Origin of the sequence: Lysobacter capsici (assembly GCF_014779555.2) — a bacterium.
GTDB lineage: Bacteria > Pseudomonadota > Gammaproteobacteria > Xanthomonadales > Xanthomonadaceae > Lysobacter > Lysobacter capsici.
Genome location: NZ_CP094357.1, coordinates 4,946,747 through 4,969,874, shown reverse-complemented (window position 1 = coordinate 4,969,874; position 23,128 = coordinate 4,946,747). Strand labels below are relative to the sequence as shown.

At 67.5% G+C, this 23,128-nt stretch carries 21 protein-coding genes; 17 read left to right on the top strand and 4 right to left on the bottom strand.

Annotation, left to right across the window (positions count from 1 at the left end; genetic code table 11):
• The first annotated feature begins 101 nt into the window (after window positions 1-101).
• The 5 genes from hmgA (at window position 102) to IEQ11_RS20385 (ending at window position 6,603) form a co-directional block, all read left to right on the top strand.
• Entirely contained in the window at window positions 102-1,427 is a 1,326-nt protein-coding gene (gene hmgA / locus IEQ11_RS20405) for a homogentisate 1,2-dioxygenase (protein WP_228464670.1), read from the top strand.
• A 247-nt stretch (window positions 1,428-1,674) separates the two neighbouring features.
• Window positions 1,675-2,337: a lectin gene (locus IEQ11_RS20400; protein ID WP_191822035.1), complete on the top strand. Its 663-nt coding sequence runs from the start codon at window positions 1,675-1,677 to the stop codon at window positions 2,335-2,337.
• Between the two features lie 188 nt (window positions 2,338-2,525).
• Window positions 2,526-3,542 (top strand): sodium:calcium antiporter, encoded by a 1,017-nt coding sequence (locus IEQ11_RS20395; protein ID WP_191822026.1) that lies wholly within the window; start codon window positions 2,526-2,528, stop codon window positions 3,540-3,542.
• A gap of 957 nt (window positions 3,543-4,499) precedes the next feature.
• Complete coding sequence (nhaA, locus tag IEQ11_RS20390) at window positions 4,500-5,729, top strand: Na+/H+ antiporter NhaA (protein WP_191822025.1); 1,230 nt, start codon at window positions 4,500-4,502, stop codon at window positions 5,727-5,729.
• Window positions 5,730-5,736: 7 nt separating this feature from the next.
• Window positions 5,737-6,603 (top strand): NAD-dependent epimerase/dehydratase family protein, encoded by an 867-nt coding sequence (locus IEQ11_RS20385; RefSeq protein ID WP_046657887.1) that lies wholly within the window; start codon window positions 5,737-5,739, stop codon window positions 6,601-6,603.
• Window positions 6,604-6,690: 87 nt separating this feature from the next.
• Here IEQ11_RS20385 and IEQ11_RS20380 read toward each other — a convergent pair whose 3' ends face one another.
• Window positions 6,691-7,581: a DMT family transporter gene (locus tag IEQ11_RS20380; RefSeq protein WP_191822024.1), complete on the bottom strand. Its 891-nt coding sequence runs from the start codon at window positions 7,579-7,581 to the stop codon at window positions 6,691-6,693.
• A 65-nt stretch (window positions 7,582-7,646) separates the two neighbouring features.
• On the opposite strand from IEQ11_RS20380, the gene IEQ11_RS20375 reads away from it, so the two are divergent.
• Window positions 7,647-8,078, top strand: coding sequence for a hypothetical protein (locus IEQ11_RS20375; protein ID WP_191822023.1), 432 nt, complete (start codon window positions 7,647-7,649; stop codon window positions 8,076-8,078).
• A 77-nt stretch (window positions 8,079-8,155) separates the two neighbouring features.
• Here IEQ11_RS20375 and IEQ11_RS20370 read toward each other — a convergent pair whose 3' ends face one another.
• The 3 genes from IEQ11_RS20370 to IEQ11_RS20360 all read right to left on the bottom strand — a co-directional run bounded on the left by IEQ11_RS20370 (window position 8,156) and on the right by IEQ11_RS20360 (window position 10,621).
• A complete protein-coding gene (locus IEQ11_RS20370) occupies window positions 8,156-8,650 on the bottom strand; it encodes an Mpo1 family 2-hydroxy fatty acid dioxygenase (protein ID WP_046657883.1) in 495 nt (164 codons plus the stop codon).
• Between the two features lie 115 nt (window positions 8,651-8,765).
• Window positions 8,766-9,101 (bottom strand): DMT family transporter, encoded by a 336-nt coding sequence (locus IEQ11_RS20365; RefSeq protein ID WP_036115472.1) that lies wholly within the window; start codon window positions 9,099-9,101, stop codon window positions 8,766-8,768.
• A gap of 590 nt (window positions 9,102-9,691) precedes the next feature.
• Window positions 9,692-10,621: a phosphoribosylaminoimidazolesuccinocarboxamide synthase gene (locus IEQ11_RS20360; protein WP_036115470.1), complete on the bottom strand. Its 930-nt coding sequence runs from the start codon at window positions 10,619-10,621 to the stop codon at window positions 9,692-9,694.
• A 184-nt stretch (window positions 10,622-10,805) separates the two neighbouring features.
• Here IEQ11_RS20360 and IEQ11_RS20355 point away from each other — a divergent pair, with 184 nt between their 5' ends.
• The 11 genes from IEQ11_RS20355 (at window position 10,806) to IEQ11_RS20305 (ending at window position 23,125) form a co-directional block, all read left to right on the top strand.
• On the top strand, window positions 10,806-11,138 hold the full coding sequence (locus IEQ11_RS20355) for a J domain-containing protein (RefSeq protein WP_036115466.1): 333 nt from the start codon (window positions 10,806-10,808) through the stop codon (window positions 11,136-11,138).
• A gap of 165 nt (window positions 11,139-11,303) precedes the next feature.
• Entirely contained in the window at window positions 11,304-11,999 is a 696-nt protein-coding gene (gene rpe, locus IEQ11_RS20350) for a ribulose-phosphate 3-epimerase (RefSeq protein WP_036115462.1), read from the top strand.
• 24 nt (window positions 12,000-12,023) lie between these two features.
• On the top strand, window positions 12,024-12,497 hold the full coding sequence (rraA, locus tag IEQ11_RS20345) for a ribonuclease E activity regulator RraA (RefSeq protein WP_191823910.1): 474 nt from the start codon (window positions 12,024-12,026) through the stop codon (window positions 12,495-12,497).
• A 1,222-nt stretch (window positions 12,498-13,719) separates the two neighbouring features.
• Entirely contained in the window at window positions 13,720-14,697 is a 978-nt protein-coding gene (gene yegS / locus IEQ11_RS20340; RefSeq protein ID WP_191823538.1) for a lipid kinase YegS, read from the top strand.
• 153 nt (window positions 14,698-14,850) lie between these two features.
• On the top strand, window positions 14,851-16,341 hold the full coding sequence (gene trpE / locus IEQ11_RS20335; protein WP_046657879.1) for an anthranilate synthase component I: 1,491 nt from the start codon (window positions 14,851-14,853) through the stop codon (window positions 16,339-16,341).
• A 1,183-nt stretch (window positions 16,342-17,524) separates the two neighbouring features.
• Entirely contained in the window at window positions 17,525-17,716 is a 192-nt protein-coding gene (locus IEQ11_RS20330) for a hypothetical protein (protein WP_046657878.1), read from the top strand.
• A 304-nt stretch (window positions 17,717-18,020) separates the two neighbouring features.
• Entirely contained in the window at window positions 18,021-18,695 is a 675-nt protein-coding gene (locus IEQ11_RS20325; protein WP_036104925.1) for a winged helix-turn-helix domain-containing protein, read from the top strand.
• A 34-nt stretch (window positions 18,696-18,729) separates the two neighbouring features.
• Window positions 18,730-20,088 (top strand): sensor histidine kinase, encoded by a 1,359-nt coding sequence (locus IEQ11_RS20320; RefSeq protein ID WP_036104922.1) that lies wholly within the window; start codon window positions 18,730-18,732, stop codon window positions 20,086-20,088.
• A gap of 713 nt (window positions 20,089-20,801) precedes the next feature.
• A complete protein-coding gene (locus tag IEQ11_RS20315) occupies window positions 20,802-21,383 on the top strand; it encodes an anthranilate synthase component II (RefSeq protein WP_057922530.1) in 582 nt (193 codons plus the stop codon).
• Window positions 21,384-21,426: 43 nt separating this feature from the next.
• Window positions 21,427-22,461, top strand: coding sequence for an anthranilate phosphoribosyltransferase (gene trpD / locus IEQ11_RS20310; protein WP_191823539.1), 1,035 nt, complete (start codon window positions 21,427-21,429; stop codon window positions 22,459-22,461).
• Between the two features lie 268 nt (window positions 22,462-22,729).
• The gene (locus IEQ11_RS20305; RefSeq protein ID WP_191823540.1) at window positions 22,730-23,125 is read left to right on the top strand and encodes an antibiotic biosynthesis monooxygenase family protein; all 396 of its coding nucleotides are present in this window, start codon (window positions 22,730-22,732) and stop codon (window positions 23,123-23,125) included.
• The last annotated feature ends 3 nt before the right edge of the window (window positions 23,126-23,128 follow it).

The following is a 23,128-nucleotide window of genomic DNA, read 5'->3' as shown; positions in this document are numbered from 1 at the left end:
CTGCGTCACGATCCGATAGCGCGCCGCCCACGGCGCGAGATCCAACAGCCCAGCGAGCCCGTATGAGCACCGCAGCCAACGACATCGACAACGTCATCCCGATGCCCAACACCGACAGCGTCAGCCAGCGTCCGCGCGGCTACATGAGCGGTTTCGGCAACGAATTCGCCACCGAGGCGATCGCCGGCACCTTGCCGGAGGGGCAGAATTCGCCGCAGCGCGCGCCGCACGGCCTGTACGCCGAGCAGCTCAGCGGCACCGCGTTCACCGCGCCGCGCAAGGAAAACCGCCGCAGCTGGCTGTACCGGATCCGTCCGGCGGCGATGCACGGCACCTTCGCGCAATACCACCAGCCGCGCCTGCACAACGATTTCGGCGACGGCCCGGTCTCGCCCGATCAGTTGCGCTGGGACCCGCTGCCGCTGCCGGAAACCGCGGTCGATTTCGTCGACGGCCTGTACACCATGGCCGGCAACGGTTCGGCCGCCGGCCAGCACGGCTGCGGCATCCATCTGTACGCGGCCAACCGTTCGATGCAGGGGCGTTATTTCTACGACGCCGACGGCGAACTGCTGATCGTGCCGCAGCAGGGCCGGCTGTTGCTGGCGACCGAGCTGGGCGCGATCGAGGTCGAGCCGCAGGAGATGGCGGTGATTCCGCGCGGCATCCGTTTCCGCGTCGAACTGCTCGACGGCGCCTCGCGCGGTTACGTGTGCGAGAACTTCGGCGCGCTGCTGCGACTGCCGGACCTCGGCCCGATCGGTTCCAACGGCCTGGCCAATCCGCGCGATTTTCTGACCCCGCATGCGTCCTATGAAGACATCGAGGGCGAGTTCGAACTGATCGCCAAGTTCCAGGGCCATCTGTGGCGCGCCGAGATCGGCCACTCGCCGCTGGACGTGGTCGGCTGGCATGGCAACTACGCGCCGTACAAGTTCGACATGCGCCGCTTCAACACCATCGGTTCGATCAGTTTCGATCATCCCGACCCGTCGATCTTCACCGTGCTGACCTCGCCCAGCGACACGCCCGGCACGGCCAATATCGACTTCGTGATCTTCCCGCCGCGCTGGCTGGTGGCGCAGCACACGTTCCGGCCGCCGTGGTTCCACCGCAACGTCGCCAGCGAGTTCATGGGGCTGGTGCACGGCGCCTACGACGCCAAGGCCGATGGCTTCGCGCCGGGCGGTGCGTCGCTGCACAACTGCATGACCGGGCACGGTCCGGATGCGCAGACCTTCGAGAAGGCGTCGCACGCCGATCTCAGTCAGGCGCATGTGATCGTCGATACGCTGGCCTTCATGTTCGAGACGCGCGCGGTGATCCGTCCGACCGCGCAGGCGTTCGATGCGCCGCACCGGCAGCGCGACTATCAGGCGTGCTGGGCGGGGCTGCGCAAGCACTTCGATCCGAATTCGCGGGATTGAGCGACGCGGTTCGAGGCCGACGCTTCGAACCTGGATGGAGCGACAGCGACGCGCGGCTTCGGCCGCGCGTTTTCGTTGGCGGGCCGATCGCGTCGCGAGGCTGGCGTCGTGGTTGGCATTCGATAACTCCGCGCTGACCAGACACGAGCCCCGCGTTTCTCGCCGCGTTCACGCAAAACCGCTAGGCTGATTCGGCCATTCGAATCGCGCCTCGTGCGCCGGAGTTCCGCCGATGAAACTTGCGCCGATGACGATCGCGCCACGCCGCGCCACGCTGTTCGCCGCCGTGTTGCTGAGCCTGGGCCTGGCCGCCTGCCAGCGCGAGGCCGCGCCGGCCGATGCGCCGGCGCCGGCAGCGAACGCCGCGCCGGAGGCCAACCCGGCGCCGATCACCGATCAGCCGTCCGAGAGCGTTCCGCCCGCGACCGCGCCGGTGTCCAACCCGCCGCCGGCCGCCAGCGACACCCAGGCGCGCTTCGACGGCTATGGCGACATGCGTTTCGGCATGAGCGCCGAGCAGGCCAAGAAGGCCTGGGGCGGCGAGCTCAAGGGCAAGCCGCCGGCCGACGGCGGCTGCTATTACCTGCAGCCGATCTGGGTGACCAACCCGCGCGATTTCGGCTTCATGATCGAGGACGGCAAATTCGTCCGTCTCGATGTCGGCAACGACAAGGAGACCGCGCCCGGCGGCGGCAAGCGCGGCATGAGCGCGGCTGAGATCGACAAGCTCTACGCCGGCCGGGTCGAGCGGCAGAACCACAAGTACGTGCAGGGCGGCCATTACCTGCGCGTGAGCGACAGCGGCGGCGGCGCGGGCACGCTGGTGTTCGAGACCGACGCCACCGGAAAGGTGACGTCCTGGCATATCGGCGTGCCGCCGCAGGTGGATTACGTCGAAGGCTGCGGCTGAGCCGTCGCCGGCGGGCGAATCGCCGCTGATCCGTCGCCGGCGACAGGCAAGCGCTGATTCATGACCGGCCGGCGACAGCCGGCCCGGCCACAACGCTAGAATCGGGACCGACGCAGCCGCTCGCCGGATCACGCCGTCCACCGCACGCGGTTCACTGCCACGTCGTTCACTGCAAGGGGAAGATCGCCATGTTCGAAGCCGTCGGCTTGTTCGTATTGGGCCTGTTTCTGCTGGCCCTGGGCGGCGATTCGATCGTCAAGGGCGCCTCCGGCCTGGCCCAGCGCTTCGGCGCCTCGCCGTTCGCCGCCGGCCTGGTGCTGGTTGCGTTCGCCACCTCGTTGCCGGAACTGGCGGTCAACCTGCAGGCGGTGGTGCGCGGCCAGCAGGCGCTGGCGCTCGGCAACGCGGTCGGCAGCAATATCGTCAACTTCGGCCTGACCCTGGGCCTGGCGGCGCTGGCCGCGCCGCTGGTGGTGCGCTGGCGCGCGCTGGCGCCGCTGCTGGTGCTGCTGCTGGTGGGCACGCTGGTGGTGATCGGTCTGGGCCTGGACGGCGCGCTCAGCCGCTGGGAAGGCGTGGCGATGCTGGTGGCGTTCGTGGTCGTGGTCGCCTACGCGACTTCGCGCACCCGCCATGAGGCGCCCGAGCTGCAGGAGGCCATCGCCGCGTTCGCCCAGACCCAGACCAATCTGGGCCTGAATCTGGTGCGGGTGCTGATCGCCGTGCTGCTGCTGCACCTGGGTGCGTATCTGATCGTCGGCGGCAACGGCCTGTGGAGCTTCGGCAACGCCGCGCCCGCGCTGGCCGGCGGGTTCGGTTCGCCGAACGCGGCCATCATCGGCGCCGGCCTGGGCCTGTCGCCGCTGCTGACCGGCTTGCTGCCGGTCGCGATCGGCACCGCGCTGCCCGAAGTCGCCGCCGCGGTCGCCGCGGCGCGGCGCGGGCAGGGCGACATCGTGGTCGGCCATGTGATCGGTTCGAGCCTGTTCAATCTGCTGATCGTGCTCGGCGGCATGGCCGCGCTGCATACGGTGCCGCTGCCCGCATCGTTCGTGCGCTTCGAACTGCCGGCCGCGGCGGTGTTCGCCCTGATGCTGTACCCGATGCTCAAGGGCGACCTGCGCATCAGCAAGCGCGAGGGCGCGATCCTGCTGGTGGCCTTGCTGGCCTGGATCGGGTTCGAGCTGCTGATGCTGCATCAGTAACGCTGGCTCCTGCTCCCTCTCCCGCTTGCGGGAGAGGGCCGGGGTGAGGGCGCGCGTCGCGCCGATCACCTCGCAAAGCCCATGCCCTCATCCGCCCTTCGGGCACCTTCTCCCGCAAGCGGGAGAAGGATTCGCAAAGCTTGCGCAGTTCGCATTGATCGTTGCCCCTCTCCCGCCTGCGGGAGAGGGCCGGGGTGAGGGCGCGCGCCGCGCCGATGACCTCGCAAAGCCCATGCCCTCATCCGCCCTTCGGGCACCTTCTCCCGCAAGCGGGAGAAGGATTCGCGAAGCTTACGCAGTTCGCATTGATCGCTGCTCCCTCTCCCGCTTGCGGGAGAGGGCTGGGGTGAGGGCGCGCGTCGCGCCGATCACCTCGCAAAGCCCATGCCCTCATCCGCCCTTTGGGCACCTTCTCCCGCAAGCGGGAGAAGGATTCGCAAAGCTTGCGCAGTTCGCATTGATCGTTGCCCCTCTCCCGCCTGCGGGAGAGGGCCGGGGTGAGGGCGCGCGTCGCGCCGATGACCTCGCAAAGCCCATGCCCTCATCCGCCCTTCGGGCACCTTCTCCCGCAAGCGGGAGAAGGATTCGCAAAGCCTACGCAGTTCGCATTGATCGCTGCTCCCTCTCCCGCTTGCGGGAGAGGGCCGGGGTGAGGGCGCGCGCCGCGCCGATGACCTCGCAAAGCCCATGCCTCATCCGCCCTTCGGGCACCTTCTCCCGCAAGCGGGAGAAGGATTCGCAAAGCCTACGCAGTTCGCATTGATCGTTGCCCCCTCTCCCGCTTGCGGGAGAGGGCTGGGGTGAGGGCGCGCGTCGCGCCGATGGCCTCGCCGAAGCTCGCACCCACATCTGCCCTGCGGGCACCTTCTCAGCCTTGAACCCCTTCGGTCGCCGTAACCGGGAGAAGGGCTGGCCGCATCCACAAAACCCATGCAATCGCCCCGCCTATAATGGGCAATGAGCGAAATCACCCCCACGCCGCGGCTGCCGCGGCGCGCGTTGCGCGCACTGAGCGAATTCTTCCGCCTCGAAGCGGCCGGCGGCATCGTCCTGATCGCCGCGGCGGTGCTGGCGCTGATCGCGGCCAATTCGCCGCTGCAATCGGCCTACGAAGCGTTCCGCGAGATCCCGGTGCAGGTGCGCATCGGCGCGCTCGACATCAGCAAACCGCTGCTGCTGTGGATCAACGACGGGCTGATGGCGATCTTCTTCCTGGTGGTCGCGCTGGAGATCAAGCGCGAGGCGCTCAGCGGCCAGCTGGCCGAGCGCTCGCAGCTGGTGCTGCCGATGGTGTGCGCGGCCGCCGGCGTGATCGTGCCGGCGCTGCTGTTCGCCGCGCTCAATCACAACGACGCCGCCTCGATGCGCGGCTGGGCGGTGCCGACCGCGACCGACATCGCCTTCGCCCTGGGCGTGCTGGCGCTGCTGGGCTCGCGCGTGCCGGTGGCGATGAAGCTGCTGCTGTCGACGATCGCGGTGGTCGACGATCTGATGGCGATCCTGATCATCGCGTTCTTCTATTCGCATGGGCTGTCGGTGACCGCGCTGATGTGGGCCGCGCTCGCGTTGGCGGCGATGTGGGTGCTCAACCGGCGCGGAGTCAAATCGCTGGGGCCGTATCTGGCGCTGGGCGTGGTGCTGTGGGTGTGCGTGCTCAAGTCCGGCGTCCACGCGACCTTGGCCGGGGTCGCCACCGGCCTGATGATTCCGCACGTCGACAAGCGCAACAACATCGACGACGCGCACGAACATTCGCCGCTGGAAACCCTGGAGCACGCGCTGCATCCGTGGGTGGCCTACGCGATCCTGCCGTTGTTCGCCTTCGTCAACGCCGGGCTGTCGCTGAGCGGGGTCAAGCTGGAAGACGCGACCGCGGCCTTGCCGATGGGCATCGTGCTGGGCCTGGTGGTCGGCAAGCCGGTCGGCATCGTCGGCGCGGCGATGCTGATGCGCGCGCTGGGCTGGGCGCGTTTCCCCAACGGCATGGACCTGCGCGCGATGATCGGCCTGGGCCTGATGTGCGGGATCGGCTTCACCATGAGCCTGTTCATCGCCTCGCTGGCGTACCAGGACGCGCGCCTTTACGAGGAAGCGGTTCTGGGTATTCTGGGCGCCTCGCTATTGTCGGCCGTGATCGGCTTCGGTTGGCTGCGCGCGGTATTGCCGGTGCGCGGCGCCCAGGATTGAACAACGCATGAAACACGCTTTGGTTTTCGGCGGCAGCGGCCAGATCGGTATGCCGTTGCTGCAACGCCTGTACCACGCCGGCTGGCGGGTGTCGGCGATCTCGCGCCAGCAACGTCACGACCGCCCCGGCCTGGAGTGGCTGCAAGGCGATCTCGACGCCGTGCCGGCGCTGCCCGCGCGGGTCGATGCGATCTTCAGCTGCGGTCCGCTGCTGAAGTTTTCGCGCTGGTACGAACAATCCGGCATCGAGGCCACGCGCGTGGTCGCGTTCGGTTCGACCAGCGCGCAAACCAAGCGCGGTTCGGCCGATGCCGAGGAACGCCGCAACGCCGCCGAACTGCGCCAGGGCGAGGAAGTCCTGTTCGCGGCCGCGGCGCCGCGCAGCGATGCCGCCACGGTGCTGCGCCCGACTTTGATCTACGGCGCGGGCCGCGATGCGACCCTGACCCGGATCGCGCAACTGGCCAAGCGCCTGAAGTATTTCCCGCTGCCGCGCGGCGCCGATGGCCTGCGCCAGCCGGTGCATGTCGACGACCTCGCCGATGCCGCGTTCGCCGCGCTGACCGCGCCGGCGAGTTTCGGCAACATCTATGCGGTGCCCGGCGGCGAAACCCTGAGCTATCGCGACATGGTCGAACGCACCCTGGCCTGTCTGCGTCCGCCGGTGCGATTGATCGAACTGCCGTCGCCGCTGTTCAACCTGGCCTTGCTCGCCGCGCAGGCGGCCGGCCGCGCGACCGGCCTGGGCGAAGCCGCGGTACGGCGCATGCGCAACGACATGACCTTCGACGCAGGCCCGGCGCAACGCGACTTCGGCTACGCCCCGCGCAGCTTCCAGCCGAGCGCCGAAATGTTCGAAACCCCACGCGATTGATCGACCGCCCCCTGTAGGAGCGGCGCGAGCCGCGACCGCGCCACCTCACACGCGACGCAACCACGATGTCGCAATGAAAGCCGCGTCCTAAAGATCCGCCGCCAACGCCCGCTGCGCCCGCGCCTTGGCCAGATTCCGCAACGCGATCAGCAACACTCCGCCCAGCACCATCGCCCCGCCGATCCACAGACTCGGCCCCGGCCGATCGCCCCAGAACACGATGCCCAGCGCGATCGCGATCACCGGCACCAACAGCAGCCACGGCGTGACCTGGGCGACCGGATGGCGTTGCACCAACAGGTAATACAGACCGTGGCCGAGCAGCGAAGACACGAACGCGGCATAGGCCACGCCGGTCCAGCCGACCCAGCTCACCTCGCCCAAGGTCGACAGGCCGCCGGGTTCGACGATCAGGCTGATCGCCAGCAGCGGCGGCACCGCGATCAACGCGGTCCAGCCTTGCTGGCTGTAGACGTCCAGCCCGCGCAGCCCCTTCATCAGCACCGTGCCCAGGGCCAGGAACGCCGCTGAAATCAGCATCAGCACCACCGCGATCGGCTTGTCCAATACCAGCGGGTCGAAACCGAGCACCAGCACGCCGCCGAAACTGATCGCGATCGCCACCCCGGTGCGCCAGGCGAAACGTTCGCCGAGCAGCCACCACGCCAGCAACGCGGTCATCGGCACATAGCTTTGCAGCACGATCGCCGGCGAGGACAGATCGCCGGCGGCCTTCAGCGCGCTGAAGCTCAGGCCGAAATGCAGCACGCCGATGCACAGGCACACCGCGATCAGGCGCGGCCATTGCCCCGGCGCGGGCCGTTTGACCATGAACACCAGCGGCACGGCGAGCAGGGCGAAGCGCAGCGCGGTGAACAGGAACGGCGGAATCTCGCGCAGCGACAGCGCCGAGGTCAGGAAATTGATCGCCCAGGCCACGACCACGAGCAACAGCAAGGCGATATCGCGAGCGGGCATGTCGGTCCGGCTTGGGCTATCGTGGCCGCCGAATCAGCGGCCGCGACTGGCGGAGGGGACCCATTGTGAAGCAAGCCCTGCAATCTGCGGGTATCTGGGAGTGGGGACTGCTGTTGCTGGTCGTCGTGCTGCTGTGGCTGATCCCGGGCGCGTGGCTGCTGCGCGCGCTGGTGGCGCGCGAGTTCGGCGCGCGGCCGGCGTTCGGCGCGGCGTTGTGGTCGGTGATCTACGCGCTGGTGCTGTGGGCGATGCTGGCCATCGTCGCGTTGATCGTGATGCAGGCCTCCGGCGCCGGCGGCGGCTGGCCGCTGATCGCGATCGCCTTCGTGCTGTCCTGCCTGGCCCTGGGCACCGGGGTGCGCATGTTCCTGCCCGGCCCGGACGGCAGCAAGCTGCGCTGGTCGCGCGCCTTATGGACGGCGTGGCCGGCGGCGCTGATGCTGTGGGTCTGGGGTGGGTTCGGCATCGTCGGGTTGATTCGCGCGATCGTGGCTTGAAGCCGTTGCGAATCGCAATGGCATCGCGCTTGATCGAACAATCCGAATCCCGAATCCCGAATCCCGAATCCCGGCCCTCAGTACGACCACCCCAACTTGCGATACAGCTTCGCCAGCACCCAGGCCGGGCCGATCAGCAGATAGGTCAGGTCGGTGAGAAAGCTCGGCTTCTTGCCTTCGATCTTGTGGCCGATGAACTGCGCGATCCAGGCGATCACGAACACGCCGACCGCCGACCACAACAACACCGTCAGCCCGAACGACTGCGCGATCCAGTGCGTGAGCAAGGCGAACACGGCGAACTGCGCGAACATGCCCAGGCCGAGTTTGCGCGAGGCGCGGTAGTAGAACAGCATCGCCGCGAACATCGCCATCGCCGCCCAGATGCCGGGCTTGAACCAGGTGCCCGGGGCGGGGATGCACCACAGCAGCGCGATCACGCTCCACAGGATCGCCGGTACCGCGAACACGTGGATGCGCTGGTTGGTGGCGTTGCGGTGATCGCCGGAATAGCTGGCGAACCAGCGGTCGATCGGACGGGTTTCGAACGAAGTTTGCGCGACGGTGCTCATGTGCGGCTCCCGGTGATGCGTGGCGGGCGCGAGGCCCGCGCGGCGGTGGCTGGCGCGTCCGCGAACGGCGCGCGTGAATCGGTGCTTGCGCGCAGGGACGACGCGCGCGGCGCGGCTAGTGCGCCGCGGATTTCGAGAATAGCTGGATCACGATCACCCCCGCGACGATCAGCGAAATGCCGGCGATCGCGCCCGCGTCCAGGCTTTGCTTCATGAACAGCCAGCCGATCGCGGCGATCAGGACGATGCCGACCCCGGACCAGATCGCGTAGGCGACCCCGACCGGCACGCTCTTGAGCACCAGCGACAGGAAATAGAAGGCGACGCCGTAGCCGGCCGCGACGATCAGGGTCGGTCCGGCCTTGGTGAAGCCTTCCGAGGCCTTGAGCGCGCTGGTGGCGACGACCTCCGCGGCGATGGCGATGGCGAGATACAGGTAGCCGATGTTCATGCCGGGGGCGATCCGCGTGAGGCGAGGTCGGCAGGGTAGCGCGCATGGCGTCGGCGGGCGGCGAAGGCGGCGCGGGATGGCGCCTTGTGGGGAGTGTTGCGTATTGAGCGGGCGGGTTCTGTAAAGCAGGTGACAGTTGGGGGGGGCGGGGTAGGGGAAAAGCAAAAGGGTGAAGCGGAAGGGCGAAGCAAAAGCGCAGGGCAAAAGCGCAAGGCAAAAGCGAATCCCCCCTGCCCCCCTTTTCCAAAGGGGGGAACAGCAACAGCAACAGCAAAGGCAACGGCAACGGCAAAGGAAACGGCAAAGGAAACGGCAAAGGAAACGGCAGCAGCAATGGCGCGGGCAGCGGCATTGGTGCTGACCTCGTCACGGGAGGCGCGCAGGTCAGGTCAGGTCAGGTCAGGCTGCAGGGCCCACCCAACCTCCCGCAACTGCTTTTCCCCCCCTTTGGAAAAGGGGGGCAGGGGGGATTCGCTTTTGCTTTTCGCTTTCGCTTTTTTGCCTCCGCTCCCCCGTCGCCGCAGCAAAACCACCCGCGCAACCTCATCCCACAAAAAGAAAGGGCCGCTTTCGCGGCCCTTTCGTTCCAATCAATCCACCGATATCCCAGCCAACTTCTGCAAGGCCTCGGCGTACTTCGCCCGAGTGCGCTCGATCACCTGCGCCGGCAGGTTCGGACCCGGCGGGGTCTTGTCCCAGCCCAGCGTCTCCAGATAGTCGCGCACGAACTGCTTGTCGTAGCTCGGCGGGCTGGTGCCGACCTGATACTCATCGGCCGGCCAGTAGCGCGAGGAGTCCGGCGTCAGCATCTCGTCCATCACATACAGACGGCCGTCAGCGTCGGTGCCGAACTCGAACTTGGTGTCGGCCAGCAGGATGCCGCGCTCGGCCGCGAAATCGGCGGCGTAGCGGTACAGGCGCAAGGTCGCGTCGCGCACCGCTTCGGCCAGTTCGGCGCCGACCGTGCGCACCGCGGTGTCGAAGTCGATGTTCTCGTCGTGGTCGCCGACCGCGGCCTTGGTCGAGGGGGTGAAGATCGGCTCGGCCAGCTTCTCGGCCTGGCGCAGCCCGCTGGGCAGGGCGATGCCGCTGACCCGGCCGGTGCGCTGGTAGTCCTTCCAGCCGCTGCCGATCACGTAGCCGCGCGCGATGCACTCGATCGCGACCGGTTTCAGCCGCTTGGTCACCACCGTGCGCCTGGCGTACAGCGCGGGGTCCACGCCGTCGGGCAGGACCGCGGCGACGTCGATGCCGGTCAGGTGGTTGGGAATGATGTGCGCGGTCTTGCCGAACCAGAAATTGCTGATCTGGCACAGCATCTCGCCCTTGCCCGGGATCGGGTCCGGCAGGACCACGTCGAAGGCGCTGAGGCGGTCGGTGGCGACCATCAGCAGGCAGTCGCCGCCGGGCGCGGCGCCCGCGGGCAGGCGGTCGGCGGGCAGATCGTAGACATCGCGGACCTTGCCGCGGTGGCGCAAGGGCAGGCCGGGCAGTTCGGATTGCAGCAGTGTGGTCGTCAACGTGGGGACCCCTGATGGCGGTACAGAAACCCCCATCGCCCTGCGCCCGGAGCCGTTCGGCTCGCGCGCCTGCGCGACGGGGCCGGGCAGTGTACGCCGGCTGGCCGGCCGCGTGCAGGTCCGGGCGGGTAAACTGCGACGCTTCGGCCCTCGCGGGCCCGGCTGGACGGCGCGAGGGGCCTGAATGAATCGCTGGTACGGCAAATTGCTGGGGGTCGTGGCCGGGATTGCGCTGATGCGCGGCAGCCCCCTGTTCGGCGCGATCGTCGGCCTGCTGATCGGCCACGCCTTCGACACCGACTGGTTCAAGCTGCGCGGCGACAACCCCTACCTGGCGCTGGGCCTGACCGCGGACGCCAGCGACGGCGAGGTCGAACAGGCCTACCGCCGGCTGATTTCGCAATACCACCCCGACCGGGTCGCCAACGCCGCCCCCGAGGTCCGCCAGCAGGCCGAGCTCAAGGCGCGCGAGATCAATCGCGCCTACGATCGGATCAAGGCGCTGCGCCGACGCTAAGGGCGAAAAACGAGTTCAGAGGAGTGAGGAGTGAGGAGTGAGGAGTGAGGAGTGAGTAAGAGCGCCAGCGACCCCGCCTTTACTCACTCCTCACTCCTCTGAACTCGTTTTTGCCTGATCCGCCCAGCAAGGCGACAATACCCGCATCTCCCGCCGGCAGCGCCCATGACCACGCAATCCACCGTCATCGCCCCTTCGATCCTTTCGGCCAATTTCGCCAAGCTCGGCGAAGAGGTCGACAACGTGCTCAAGGCCGGCGCCGACTGGGTCCATTTCGACGTCATGGACAACCACTACGTGCCGAACCTGACCATCGGCCCGCTGGTCTGCGAAGCGCTGCGCAAGCACGGCGTGACCGCGCCGATCGACGTGCATCTGATGGTCGACCCGGTCGACCGCATCGTCCCGGACTTCGCCAAGGCCGGCGCGAGCACGATCAGCTTTCATCCCGAAGCCAGCCAGCACGTCCATCGCACCATCCAGCTGATCAAGTCGCACGGCTGCGGCGCCGGCCTGGTGCTGAACCCGGCCACGCCGATCGAAGTGCTCGACTGGGTGCTCGAAGATCTCGACCTGGTGCTGCTGATGTCGGTCAATCCCGGCTTCGGCGGCCAGAGCTTCATCCCGTCGGCGCTGGACAAGCTGCGCAAGGTGCGCGAGCGCATCGACAACAGCGGCCGCGCGATCCGCCTGGAGATCGACGGCGGGGTCAAGACCGACAACATCGGCGAAATCGCCGCGGCCGGCGCCGACACCTTCGTCGCCGGTTCGGCGATCTTCAACGCGCCCGGCGCGCAGCAGCACGGCTACGCCGAGGTGATCGCGAGCATGAAGAACGCGGTCGCCGCCGCGCGGCGCTGAACCCATTCCGACAAGGGCGCGACGATGAACACCTGCGACCTGTGCGACCGCCACGACGCGCAGGTGCGCGTGCTCGAACTGCCGCTGCGCGATTACGGCGGCCGCATCGGTTTCGACGGCATCGTCAGCACGATCAAGGCCTACGAAGACAATTCGCTGGTGCGCGATGCCGTCGCCGAGCCCGGCAACGGCCGGGTGCTGGTGATCGACGGCGGCGGTTCGCTGCGTCGTTCGATGCTCGGCGATCTGCTCGCGGCCAAGGCGCTGGAGAACGGTTGGGCCGGGGTGGTGGTGTTCGGCGCGATCCGCGACAGCGCGGCGATCGGGGCGATGGCGCTCGGCGTTAAGGCGCTGGGGACGTGTCCGCGCAAGACCGACAAGTTGGGGCAGGGGTTGCGCGATGTGCCTGTGCGGTTCGGTGGCTTGGTGATCTGTCCGGGCGAGTGGTTGTGCGCGGATGCGGATGGGGTGGTGTTGGCGGATGGTGTTCTGGGGTGAGTTCGTAGTGTCGTCACGCGTGTGGGTTTGCCGCGGTGACGTCGTCTATGCATACCGCGACGCGGTGATGTTGCACAGGCCGTAGTAACAATTGCGCCGCGCATGGTGCGTCCCCTCCTGTAGGAGCGGCGCAAGCCGCGACCGCGCCATGACGCCGACGTCGTAACCTGCGTCGCAGTTGTATTTCCGCGGTCGCGGCTTGCGCCGCTCCTACAGGGAGGTCATGTCGCTTTGCTTGGGCTTGAAGTCGCGCAGTTCATCCAGCGCTGCGAAGCCGCTGTCTCGCGAGAACAAAAGCACACCCGAAGGACGACGCGCATGGATGCGCGTCGCGCGCCACCGGGACAAGGATGTCCCGTGTGGCGCGTGCCCGCGCCTGCACCGCACTTGCGGGCCTTTGATTCAAAGAAAAGAGTTTTTCTTTGGTTACCTTTCTTTTGTCGCTTTTGACAAAAGAAAGTAACTCGGCCGCTTGCGGACGAAAGCTGTTGATCTTGCCTCTGGCTTAAAAGCTTCAAAGCTTGAAGCCTTTAAAGCTGCAAGCAGGATCAAAGGCTTCCGCCGCTGAAGCGGCGGGTCACTTTCTTTTGTCTAAAGCAACAAAAGAAAGGTAACCAAAGAAAAATGCTTTGTTGTGAATCAAGGGCCCGCGCGTCCGGTGCTTGCGCGGGCATGCGCCACACGGGACATCCTGTCCCGGTGGCGCACGGCGCACATCCATGTGCGCCGCCCCTTCGGGTGTCCTTTTGCTAACGCGAGTTACAAGCCTCGCAGCGCTGGTGGGTAGGCGCGACTTCATGCTCAAAGCGAAGAGCGAAGAGCAAAAGAGCAAAAGAGCAAAAGGGCAAAAGGGCAAAAGGGCAAGGCTTAGGTTGAAGACGGAGCCAGAGCGATGGGCTCAGCGGAGCCTCGGCTAGGCGAGGATGCCAACGATTTCATCGCTGAGCTCTGCCTAGGAGGCGGCGGGCAGCGGGCAGGGGCCAGAGGTGGGGCAACCTGCATGGGCTGTAGAGCCGCCATTCCAAAACGAAAAACGCGGGCCTTTCGGCCCGCGTCTGGAATATTTGGAGGCAATCCAGCCTCCGCCCGTCGTCCCTGATATGGCCTCTTATATTCCGGATGAACGATGACAGGTGTGTGACACACTTCGCGGTATCCGCATTTCACTTGCCTTGCGCGCGGCGCTGCTAGCCTCGCGACTCCTCCACGGACCCCCGACCCCATGCCCAAACCCCGCTGGCGATTGATCCTCAACGGCAAGTCCGCCGGCGACGATGCCCTGCGCGACGCCGTCGCCGCCATGCGCGACCGCGGCATCGTCCTCGACGTGCGGGTCACCTGGGAAAGCGGCGACGCCGAGCGCTACGTGTCCGAGGCGATCGCCGACGGCGTCGCCACCATCATCGCGGCCGGCGGCGACGGCACCCTCAGCGAAGTGGCGACCACGCTCGCGCACCGCGACGAATCGGCCGACGTGTTGCCCTCGTTGGGCCTGGTCCCGCTGGGCACCGCCAACGATTTCGCCAGCGCCGCGCTGATCCCGACCGATCCGGCCCAGGCGCTGGACCTGATCGATCGGCAGGCGCCACGGCCGATCGACCTGATCCGGCTGGAGGCGCCCGACGGGTTGCATTGGGCCGCCAATCTGGCCAGCGGCGGGTTCGGCACGCAGGTGACGATCGAGACCGATGCGGGGCTCAAGAAAATGCTGGGTGGACTGGCGTACTTGGTCACCGGTATTTCCAAGCTCGGCAAGATCGAGCCGATGCGCGCGCGCCTGCACGGCGACGGCTTCGAGTGGGAAGGCGACTTCATCGCCCTGGGCATCGGCAACGGCAAGCAGGCCGGCGGCGGTCAGGCGCTGTGTCCGGATGCGCTGGTCGACGACGGCCTGCTCGACGTGACCGTGGTCCCGGAGTTGTCGGGCGAAGTCGGCGCGACCGTGCGCACCCTGCTGACCGAAGGCAAGCATGCCGCGCTCGACCGCGTCGCCGCGCGCGCGCAACTGAAATACGTCGAAATCGATTCGCCGCAGGGGCTGACACTCAACCTCGACGGCGAACCGGTCCACGCGCATCACTTCCGCATCGACTGCGTGCCGGCGCGGCTGCGCATGCACCTGCCGGCGGACTGCCCGCTGCTGTCGGCTAGCGCGGCGCAGGCGTTGCCGGGGGCGCTCGCGACCGAGTCCGACCGCTAGGCGCCGGACCGTCGCGCACGGTCGGCGAAGCAGTTACAGTGAGCGCCATGAAAGCCTGGGCGAACCCGCATTCCTTTTGCGCCGACGTGGGTTGGCGATGGTGGCCGCAAGCCATCCTCGCTCCTGCCCACTCGTCCATGAAGGAACCGCCGCGTGATCTCGCACGAACTCTTCCAGCAACAGGCCGCTAACGGCTACACCCGTATTCCCGTCGTGCGCGAGGTGCTGTCCGACCTCGACACGCCGCTGTCGGTCTATCTCAAGCTCGCCGACGGCCCGCACACCTATTTGTTCGAATCGGTCGAGGGCGGCGAACGCTTCGGCCGTTACTCGATCATCGGCCTGCCCGCGCAGCGCGTGTACGCGTTCGCCGGCCACACCTTGTTCGTGTCCGAACACGGCGAACTGGTCGACAGCCGCCAGGTCGAAGACCCCTTCGCCGAAGTCGAACGCCTGCGCACCGAATACCGCGTGCCCAAGATCGACGGCCTGCCGGGTTTCGCCGGCGGCCTGGTCGGCTGGTTCGGGTTCGAATGCATCCAGTACATCGAGCCGCGCCTGGCCGGTCCGCAGCCCGACGGCAGCTACAAGCCCGACGAACTGGGCACGCCCGACATCCTGCTGATGCAGAGCGAAGAGCTGGCGGTGTTCGACAACCTCAAGGGCCGGCTGTACCTGATCGTGCACGCCGATCCGCGCGAGCCGCAGGCGTTCGCGCGCGCCAATCGCCGGCTCGATCAACTGGTCCATCGGCTGCGCATCGGCGGCGCCGGTTATCCGGAAACGCTCGATCCGGCCGGCCTGGACGAAGGCGATTTCGTTTCCGGTTTCACCCGCGACGGCTTCATCGATGCGGTCGAGAAAGCCAAGGAACTGATCCGCGCTGGCGATATTTTCCAGGTGGTGCTGTCGCAGCGGCTCAGCGTGCCGTTCAAGGCGCGCCCGGTCGACGTGTACCGCGCGCTGCGCGCGTTGAACCCGTCGCCGTACATGTATTTTCTCGATGTCGGCGGCACCCAGGTGGTCGGTTCCTCGCCGGAAATCCTGGTGCGCCTTCAGGATGGCGAAGTCACGGTGCGTCCGATCGCCGGCACCCGTCCGCGCGGCAAGACGGCCGAGGAAGACAACGCGCTGGAAATCGAATTGCTGGCCGATCCGAAGGAACGCGCCGAGCACCTGATGCTGATCGACCTGGGCCGCAACGACGTCGGCCGGGTGTCGCTGCCGGGCACGGTCGAAGTCGGCGAGCAGTTCGGCATCGAACGCTACAGCCACGTCATGCACATCGTCAGCGAAGTCACCGGCCAGCTGAAGCCGGACATGAGCTACGCCGATGTGCTGCGCGCGACGTTCCCGGCCGGCACCGTCAGCGGCGCGCCGAAGATCCGCGCGCTGGAAGTCATCCGCGAATTCGAACCGGTCAAGCGCAACGTGTATTCCGGCGCGGTCGGCTACATCGGCTGGCACGGCGACGCCGACACCGCGATCGCGATCCGCACCGCGGTGATCCAGGACGGCCGCCTGCACGTGCAGGCCGGCGCCGGCATCGTCTACGACTCCGACCCGCAGAAAGAGTGGGAAGAGACGATGAGCAAGGGCCGCGCCTTGTTCCGCGCGGTGGCCGAGGCAGCGCGGGGGCTGTAGCCGCCGCGGGCGACGGCGGCGTTCGCGTCGCTGTTGCGACCGATTGCCGATACCGACTGTAGGAGCGGCGTAAGCCGCGACCGCGTCATTGCGATCTCGACGTTGGCTGGAAGTCGCGTTGATCGCTCACATCGTGTTGCGCCGGTAATCGTCAATTCGCGGTCGCAGCTTGCGCAGCTCCTACATGGGAGCGGCCGTCAGTTACGACGGATGTTGGGAGAGCGACTGTAGGAGCGGCGTAAGCCGCGACCGCGCCACTGCGGCCGCGACGTTGGCTGGAGGTCGCGTTGATCGCTCACGTCGTGTTACGCCGGTAATCGCCAATTCGCGGTCGCAGCTTACGCAGCTCCTACAGGGGTGGCCGTCAGTCGCGACGGATGTTGGGGTGGCGACTGTAGGAGCGGTCGCAGCTCGCGCAGCTCCTACAGGGAGCGGCCGTCAGTTACGACGGATGTTGGGAGAACGAATGTAGGAGCGGCGTAAGCCGCGACTGCGCCACTGCGGCCGCGACGTTGGCTGGAAGTCGCGTTGATCGCTCACGTCGTATTGCGCCGGTAATCGCCAATTCGCGGTCGCAGCTCGCGCAGCTCCTACAGGGAGCGGCCGTCAGTTGCGACGGATGTTGGGATGGCTGCTGTAGGAGCGGCGCAAGCCGCGACCGCGCCACTGCGGCCGCGACGTTGGCTGGAAGTCGCGTTGATCGCTCACGTCGTGTTGCGCCGGTAATCGCCAATTCGCGGTCGCAGCTCGCGCAGCTCCTACAGGGAGCGGCCGTCAGTTGCGACGGATGTTGGGATGGCGACTGTAGGAGCGGCGCAAGCCGCGACCGCGTCATTGCGGCCGCGAGGTTGGCTGGAAGTCGCGTTGATCGCTCACGTCGTGTTGCGCTGGTTATCCCCAATTCGCGGTCGCAGCTTGCGCAGCTCTTACAGGGGGCGGCCGTAAGTTGCGAAGGATGTTGGGATGGCGACTGCAGGAGCGGCGCAAGCCGCGACCGCGCCGATAAAGCTGTGACGTCGGTCGGATGTCGCAGCGATCAGCACGACGCAATCGCCGCGCCACATTAAAAATAGTTCATCCAGCGGAAAGCTCGGGGCCAAGCGCCGGGGCGCAATCTGGCTTCGCGATGGGGCCCACCCCACCGGCCAAACCTCCCACCCCCTCGAATCCCCTGGAGCCTCACATGAACGTTCGCAACGCCCTGATTGCCGTCGCCCTGACCGCGTTCGCCGGTTCCGCGTTCGCCGCCGCGCCGGCGACCACCGCCGGTACCGCCGCGCCGGCCGCCAAGACCGTCAAGCACAAGCATCACAAGGCCAAGAAGTCGGCCAAGGCCGCGCCGGCCGCCGAAGCGGCGGCGCCTGCCTCGAACTGATCCTTCGCGAGCCTGCTCCCCCGAGCCCCACGCATCGTCGGCGTGGGTCCCCGACACCCCGCCGGCGCGAGCCGGCGGGGTGTCCTTTATTGAAGCGACCGCGACGACGGTCGAACGATCGTGTGATCCCGTGTTCCGCTTTCGCTAGTGTGTTCGGCTTGCCCCGCCGGTCCGTCCGGCGGGCGATTTTTCCCCGGCGCGACCACCGCCGCGGCCCGGCGCCGGCCATCGCCGTGGTTCCCGGCCAGCGCGGTATCCTGTCGGCGTCCTTTCCTTCATGCACCGTCGCGATCGCGGAGTCGGCATGCGCGTCCTGCTCGTCGAAGACGATCCCCACACCGCCAGCTTCATCGCCAAGGGCCTGCGCGAAGACGGCCATACCGTCGATCACGCCGACAACGGCCGCGACGGCTTGTTCCTGGCCACCACCGAAAGCTTCGATGCGATCGTGCTCGACCGCATGCTGCCCGCGCTCGACGGCCTGGTGCTGTTGCAGACATTGCGCGGCGCCGGCAACCGCACGCCGGTGCTGCTGCTGACCGCGCTGGGCGAAGTCGACCACCGGGTCGAAGGCCTGCGCGCCGGCGCCGACGATTACCTGGTCAAGCCGTTCGCCTACGCCGAACTGAGCGCGCGCCTGGACAGCATCCTGCGCCGCGGCAGCGCCGGCGGCAGCGAACCGACTCGCCTGCGCGTGGCCGATCTCGAACTCGACCTGCTCAGCCGCGAAGCGCGCCGCGGCGACAAGCGCATCGAACTGCAGCCGCGCGAGTTCCGCCTGCTCGAATACCTGATGCGCCAGGCCGAACGCGTGGTCACCCGGACCATGCTGCTCGAAGCGGTGTGGGACTATCACTTCGATCCGCAGACCAACGTCATCGACGTGCATATCAGCCGCCTGCGGCAGAAGATCGACCAGGGCTATCCGCGGCCGTTGCTGCACACCGTGCGCGGCGCCGGTTACCGGTTGGGCGCATGAGTCGCCCGCGCATCACCGCAGGCGGGCGTCGCGCATGCGCCTGATGCCGCGCTCGACCAGTGCGCGTCTCGCGCTCGCGGTCACCGCATCGTTCTTGTTCGCGTTCGTATTGCTCGGCATCGGCGTGCATTACGCGGTGTCGGCGATGCTGATCCAGGACGCGCGCGAACTAGTCAAGGTCGACGCGGCCGGGCTGGTCGAGATGTACCAGGACGACGGCGGCGCGGCATTGCTGGCCGAGCTGCGCGACCGCATCGCCTCCGACGACGATCCCGATGCGGTCTACGCGCTGACCGCGCCCGACGGCCGCGTGGTCGCCGGCAACACGCCGGTGCCGAACCATCGTCGCGGCGCGCACTGGATCGAATTCACCGAACACAGCGGCGACGGCGATCTGCGCGTGGTCGCGCAACTGCTGCGCCTGCCCGACGGCACCACCTTGTTGACCGGCACCCGCACCCGCAGCCAGGACCGCTTCCTGGGCCTGATGCTGCGCACGGCATTGGCGGCGCTGCTGGTCGCGGCCAGCCTGGGCGCGTTGATCGGCTGGATGACCTCGCGCTGGGTCTCGCGCCGGCTGCGGCATTTGGACAACACCGCCGAGCGCGTCGGCGGCGGCGAGCTGGACCTGCGCGCGCGCCTGGACGGCAGCGACGATGCCTTCGACCGGCTCGCGCGACGCTTCAACGCCATGCTCGACCGGATCGAGGAATTGCTCGGCGGCGTGCGTCACGCCACCGACCACATCGCCCACGACCTGCGCACGCCGCTGACCCGGCTGCGCAATCGCCTGGAGGAGGCTCGTCAGCGCGAACAGGACGCCGACGCCGCCGCGCGTCTGGACGCGGCGATCGGCGAAACCGATCAACTGCTGCATTCGTTCGGCGCGCTGCTGCGCCTGGCGCGGATCGAGGCGCAGCCGCCGGTGCACGACGAGCCCGAACTCGACCTGGCCGACCTGGTCCGCGATGCGGCCGAACTGTACACGCCGATCGCCGCCGAACGCGGCATCGCCCTGACCACCGAACTGCCTTCGCCGGGCGGCGCGCGGGTGCGCGGCGATGCCGACCAGTTGTTCCAGATGCTGGTCAATCTGCTCGACAACGCGGTCAAGTACGCGCCGGCCGATACCGAGGTGCGGCTGGGCCTGCAGCGCGAGCGGCAGGCGATCGTGCTGCAGATCGACGATCGCGGCCCGGGCATTCCGGCCGAGGACCGGGCGCGGGTGTTCGATCGCTTCCAGCGCCTGGAGACCCATCGCGGCTCGCCGGGCACCGGCCTGGGCATGAGCCTGGTGCGGGCGATCCTGCATCGTCACGGCGGGCATATCGCCTTGCTCGACAACCATCCGGGGTTGCGGGTCAGGGTGACGTTGGGGGCGACGGCGGATTGAGCCGTCGGTGCGGTTCTGACTGTAGGAGCGGCGCGAGCCGCGACCGCGTCAATGCAACTGCCGCGCAAATTCCGTAGTGGCGCCGTAGTTGTGTTGGCGCGGTCGCAGCTTGCGCAGCTCCTACAGTCGGATACGGGACAGTGCGGCGAGGCGAAGAGCCGCCGCGCCCGCGGTCGCACAAACCCCGATCCAGCAGTTACAGTAGGCCCATGAAGCTCCGCGCGATCCCGCACAATTCCCCGAAGGCCGGCCAGGGCTGGCGATGGTGGCGTGCCGCCTCCGTCCCCGTGCCGTCGTCTTTCGAGGAATGCCTGCGTGACCCCGCCCAATCGTTCCACCCCCGCGGCCGCTGAGCGCCGCCGGCGCCTTCCCGTCGCGGGAGCGCCCGATCCGATCGCAACCGCGCTGCGCCGACCGGATCCGGTTTCATCCGATCCGACCTCGCCCGATCCGACCTCGCCCGATCCGGCCCTGACCGCCCATCCGGGCAATTCCCGCCCCCAGTCACTGCCCCGGCCCGTTCGCAATCGCGATAATGGCGGGCTTGCGGCCGCGTCCGGCCGGCGAGGGCGCGGCCCTGGCCGCCGCCGCGCGGCGGCGTCGCAATCGGCGCAATCATTCGCAGGCACGATGCCGGGACCGATCTCACGATCGTCCTCCGGCGACGTGCGTCGTCCAGGCACTCCACGCACCACCCGCATTCGAGGCGCGTCATGTCCGTTTTGATGATCGACAACTACGACAGCTTTACCTACAACATCGTGCAGTACCTGCAGTCGTTGGGCGCCGAGGTTCGGGTGATCCGCAACGACGAGTTGTCGGTGGAGGAGATCGAAAGACTCGCGCCCGAGCGCATCGTGATTTCGCCCGGTCCGAGCACGCCCGACAACGCAGGCGTATCGCTCGAGGTGATCCGCCGGCTCGGTCCGAACACGCCGATCTTCGGCGTCTGCCTCGGCCATCAGAGCCTGGGCCAGGCCTATGGCGGCGAGGTGATCCGCGCCAAGCACATCATGCACGGCAAGACTTCGCACATCCGTCACGAAGGCCGCGGCGTGTTCGCCGGTTTGCCCGACGCCTACGAGGCCACGCGCTATCACTCGCTGGTGGTGTCGCGCGACAGCCTGCCCGAGAGCCTGGAAATCACCGCGTGGACCGAATACGAGGACGGCCGTTTCGAGGAGATCATGGGCCTGCGCCATCGCGAGCATCCGGTCGAGGGCGTGCAGTTCCATCCCGAATCGATCAAGACCGAGCACGGGCACGCGTTGCTGCGCAATTTCCTCGAGCGTTGACGGCTTCGCCGAATTCCCGATCCCGACTCCCGAGTAGGCACCCATGCCCATGACGCCCCAAGAAGCCCTGCAACGCACCATCGAGCACCGCGAAATCTTCCACGACGAAATGGTCGAGTTGATGCGCACGATCATGCGCGGCGAAGTCTCGCCGACCATGACCGCGGCGATCCTCACCGGCTTGCGGGTCAAGAAGGAAACCATCGGCGAGATCGCCGGCGCGGCGACGGTGCTGCGCGAATTCGCGCGGCCGGTGCAGGTCGCCGATCGCACCCATCTGGTCGACATCGTCGGCACCGGCGGCGACGGCGCGCACACCTTCAATATTTCCACCGCGAGCATGTTCGTGGTGGCCGCGGCCGGGGCCAAGGTCGCCAAGCACGGCAATCGCAGTGTGTCGTCGAAGTCGGGCAGCGCGGATGTGCTCGAAGCCTTGGGCGCGGTGATCGAGCTGCAACCCGAGCAGGTCGGCCAGTGCATCGAGCAGGCCGGGATCGGTTTCATGTTCGCGCCGGTGCATCACCCGGCGATGAAGGTAGTCGCGCCGGTGCGGCGCGAGATGGGCGTGCGCACCTTGTTCAACATCCTCGGCCCGCTGACCAACCCGGCCGATGCGCCGAGCATCCTGATGGGCGTGTTCCATCCCGACCTGGTCGGCATCCAGGTGCGCGTGCTGCAGGAACTCGGCGCGCAGCGCGCGCTGGTGGTGTGGGGCCGCGACGGCATGGACGAGCTGTCGCTCGGCGCCGGTTCGCTGGTCGGCGAACTGCGCGACGGGGTGGTGCGCGAATACGAAGTGCATCCGGAGGATTTCGGCATCGCGATGGCGGCCAGCCGCAATCTGCGCGTCAACGATGCCGATGAGTCGAAGGTGTTGCTGCTGCAGGCGCTGGAAAATCGCGAAGGCTTGCCGCGCGAGATCGTGGCCTTGAATTCGGGTGCGGCGCTGTATGCGGCGGGGGTGGTCGAAAGCATCGCCCAGGGCATCGAGCGCGCGCGTGAGGCGCTGGCCTCGGGCGCGGCGCGGGCTAAGTTGGATGAGTTTGTTGCGTTGACTCGGCGGTTGGCGGCGGGGTGATTTGCTGTGAGTTCGGTGCGATGGGTTCTGCACGTCTTGGAGCAAAAGCGAATCCCCCCTAGCCCCCCTTTTACAAAGGGGGGAATGCCGACGAAGCGATCGGAAGGCGCGGCTTCTTTCGTGTGCGATTTGAACGTTGGAAATTCGGCATCGCGTATCGATTTTTACAACCCCGTGCTTTTCCCCCCTTTGCAAAAGGGGGGGCAGGGGGGATTCGCTTTCAGCTCTTAAGCCTTCGCTCTACCCGACCCCAACCCCCGAGCCAGCCATGCCAGCCAGCTTCGCCACCCTCCCCAAACCTCCGTACTACGCGGTGATCTTCAGCTCCCAGCGCACCGAAGAAGGCGACACCGCCTACGGTGAAGCGGCGCAGCGCATGATCGAACTGGCCGCGCAGCAGCCCGGTTACCTCGGCGTGGAGTCGACCCGCGGCAGCGATGGCTTCGGCATCACCGTGAGCTACTGGGCCGACGAAGCCTCGATCCTGGCCTGGAAGCGCAACCTCGAACACACCGCGATCCGCGAGCGCGGCCGCAAGCAGTGGTACGCGCAATTCGAATTGCGCGTCGCCCGGGTCGAACGCGCCTATGGCTGGCGTCGCGACGCGGCTCGCGCCGACACGGCACAATCGAGCGATGCCGAACCCGGCCGCCGCCATGAGTGAACC

Coding starts and splice junctions, on each gene's coding strand:
- IEQ11_RS20355 (WP_036115466.1), top strand. CDS start 10,806: ATGAATCGCTGGTACGGCAAATTGCTGGGGGTCGTGGCCGGGATTGCG.
- IEQ11_RS20305 (WP_191823540.1), top strand. CDS start 22,730: ATGCCAGCCAGCTTCGCCACCCTCCCCAAACCTCCGTACTACGCGGTG.
- rpe (WP_036115462.1), top strand. CDS start 11,304: ATGACCACGCAATCCACCGTCATCGCCCCTTCGATCCTTTCGGCCAAT.
- nhaA (WP_191822025.1), top strand. CDS start 4,500: ATGAGCGAAATCACCCCCACGCCGCGGCTGCCGCGGCGCGCGTTGCGC.
- IEQ11_RS20370 (WP_046657883.1), bottom strand. CDS start 8,650: ATGAGCACCGTCGCGCAAACTTCGTTCGAAACCCGTCCGATCGACCGC.
- IEQ11_RS20320 (WP_036104922.1), top strand. CDS start 18,730: ATGCGCCTGATGCCGCGCTCGACCAGTGCGCGTCTCGCGCTCGCGGTC.
- IEQ11_RS20400 (WP_191822035.1), top strand. CDS start 1,675: ATGACGATCGCGCCACGCCGCGCCACGCTGTTCGCCGCCGTGTTGCTG.
- IEQ11_RS20385 (WP_046657887.1), top strand. CDS start 5,737: ATGAAACACGCTTTGGTTTTCGGCGGCAGCGGCCAGATCGGTATGCCG.
- IEQ11_RS20325 (WP_036104925.1), top strand. CDS start 18,021: ATGCGCGTCCTGCTCGTCGAAGACGATCCCCACACCGCCAGCTTCATC.
- yegS (WP_191823538.1), top strand. CDS start 13,720: ATGCCCAAACCCCGCTGGCGATTGATCCTCAACGGCAAGTCCGCCGGC.
- IEQ11_RS20315 (WP_057922530.1), top strand. CDS start 20,802: ATGTCCGTTTTGATGATCGACAACTACGACAGCTTTACCTACAACATC.
- IEQ11_RS20395 (WP_191822026.1), top strand. CDS start 2,526: ATGTTCGAAGCCGTCGGCTTGTTCGTATTGGGCCTGTTTCTGCTGGCC.
- IEQ11_RS20365 (WP_036115472.1), bottom strand. CDS start 9,101: ATGAACATCGGCTACCTGTATCTCGCCATCGCCATCGCCGCGGAGGTC.
- IEQ11_RS20330 (WP_046657878.1), top strand. CDS start 17,525: ATGAACGTTCGCAACGCCCTGATTGCCGTCGCCCTGACCGCGTTCGCC.
- hmgA (WP_228464670.1), top strand. CDS start 102: ATGCCCAACACCGACAGCGTCAGCCAGCGTCCGCGCGGCTACATGAGC.
- trpD (WP_191823539.1), top strand. CDS start 21,427: ATGCCCATGACGCCCCAAGAAGCCCTGCAACGCACCATCGAGCACCGC.
- IEQ11_RS20380 (WP_191822024.1), bottom strand. CDS start 7,581: ATGCCCGCTCGCGATATCGCCTTGCTGTTGCTCGTGGTCGTGGCCTGG.
- rraA (WP_191823910.1), top strand. CDS start 12,024: ATGAACACCTGCGACCTGTGCGACCGCCACGACGCGCAGGTGCGCGTG.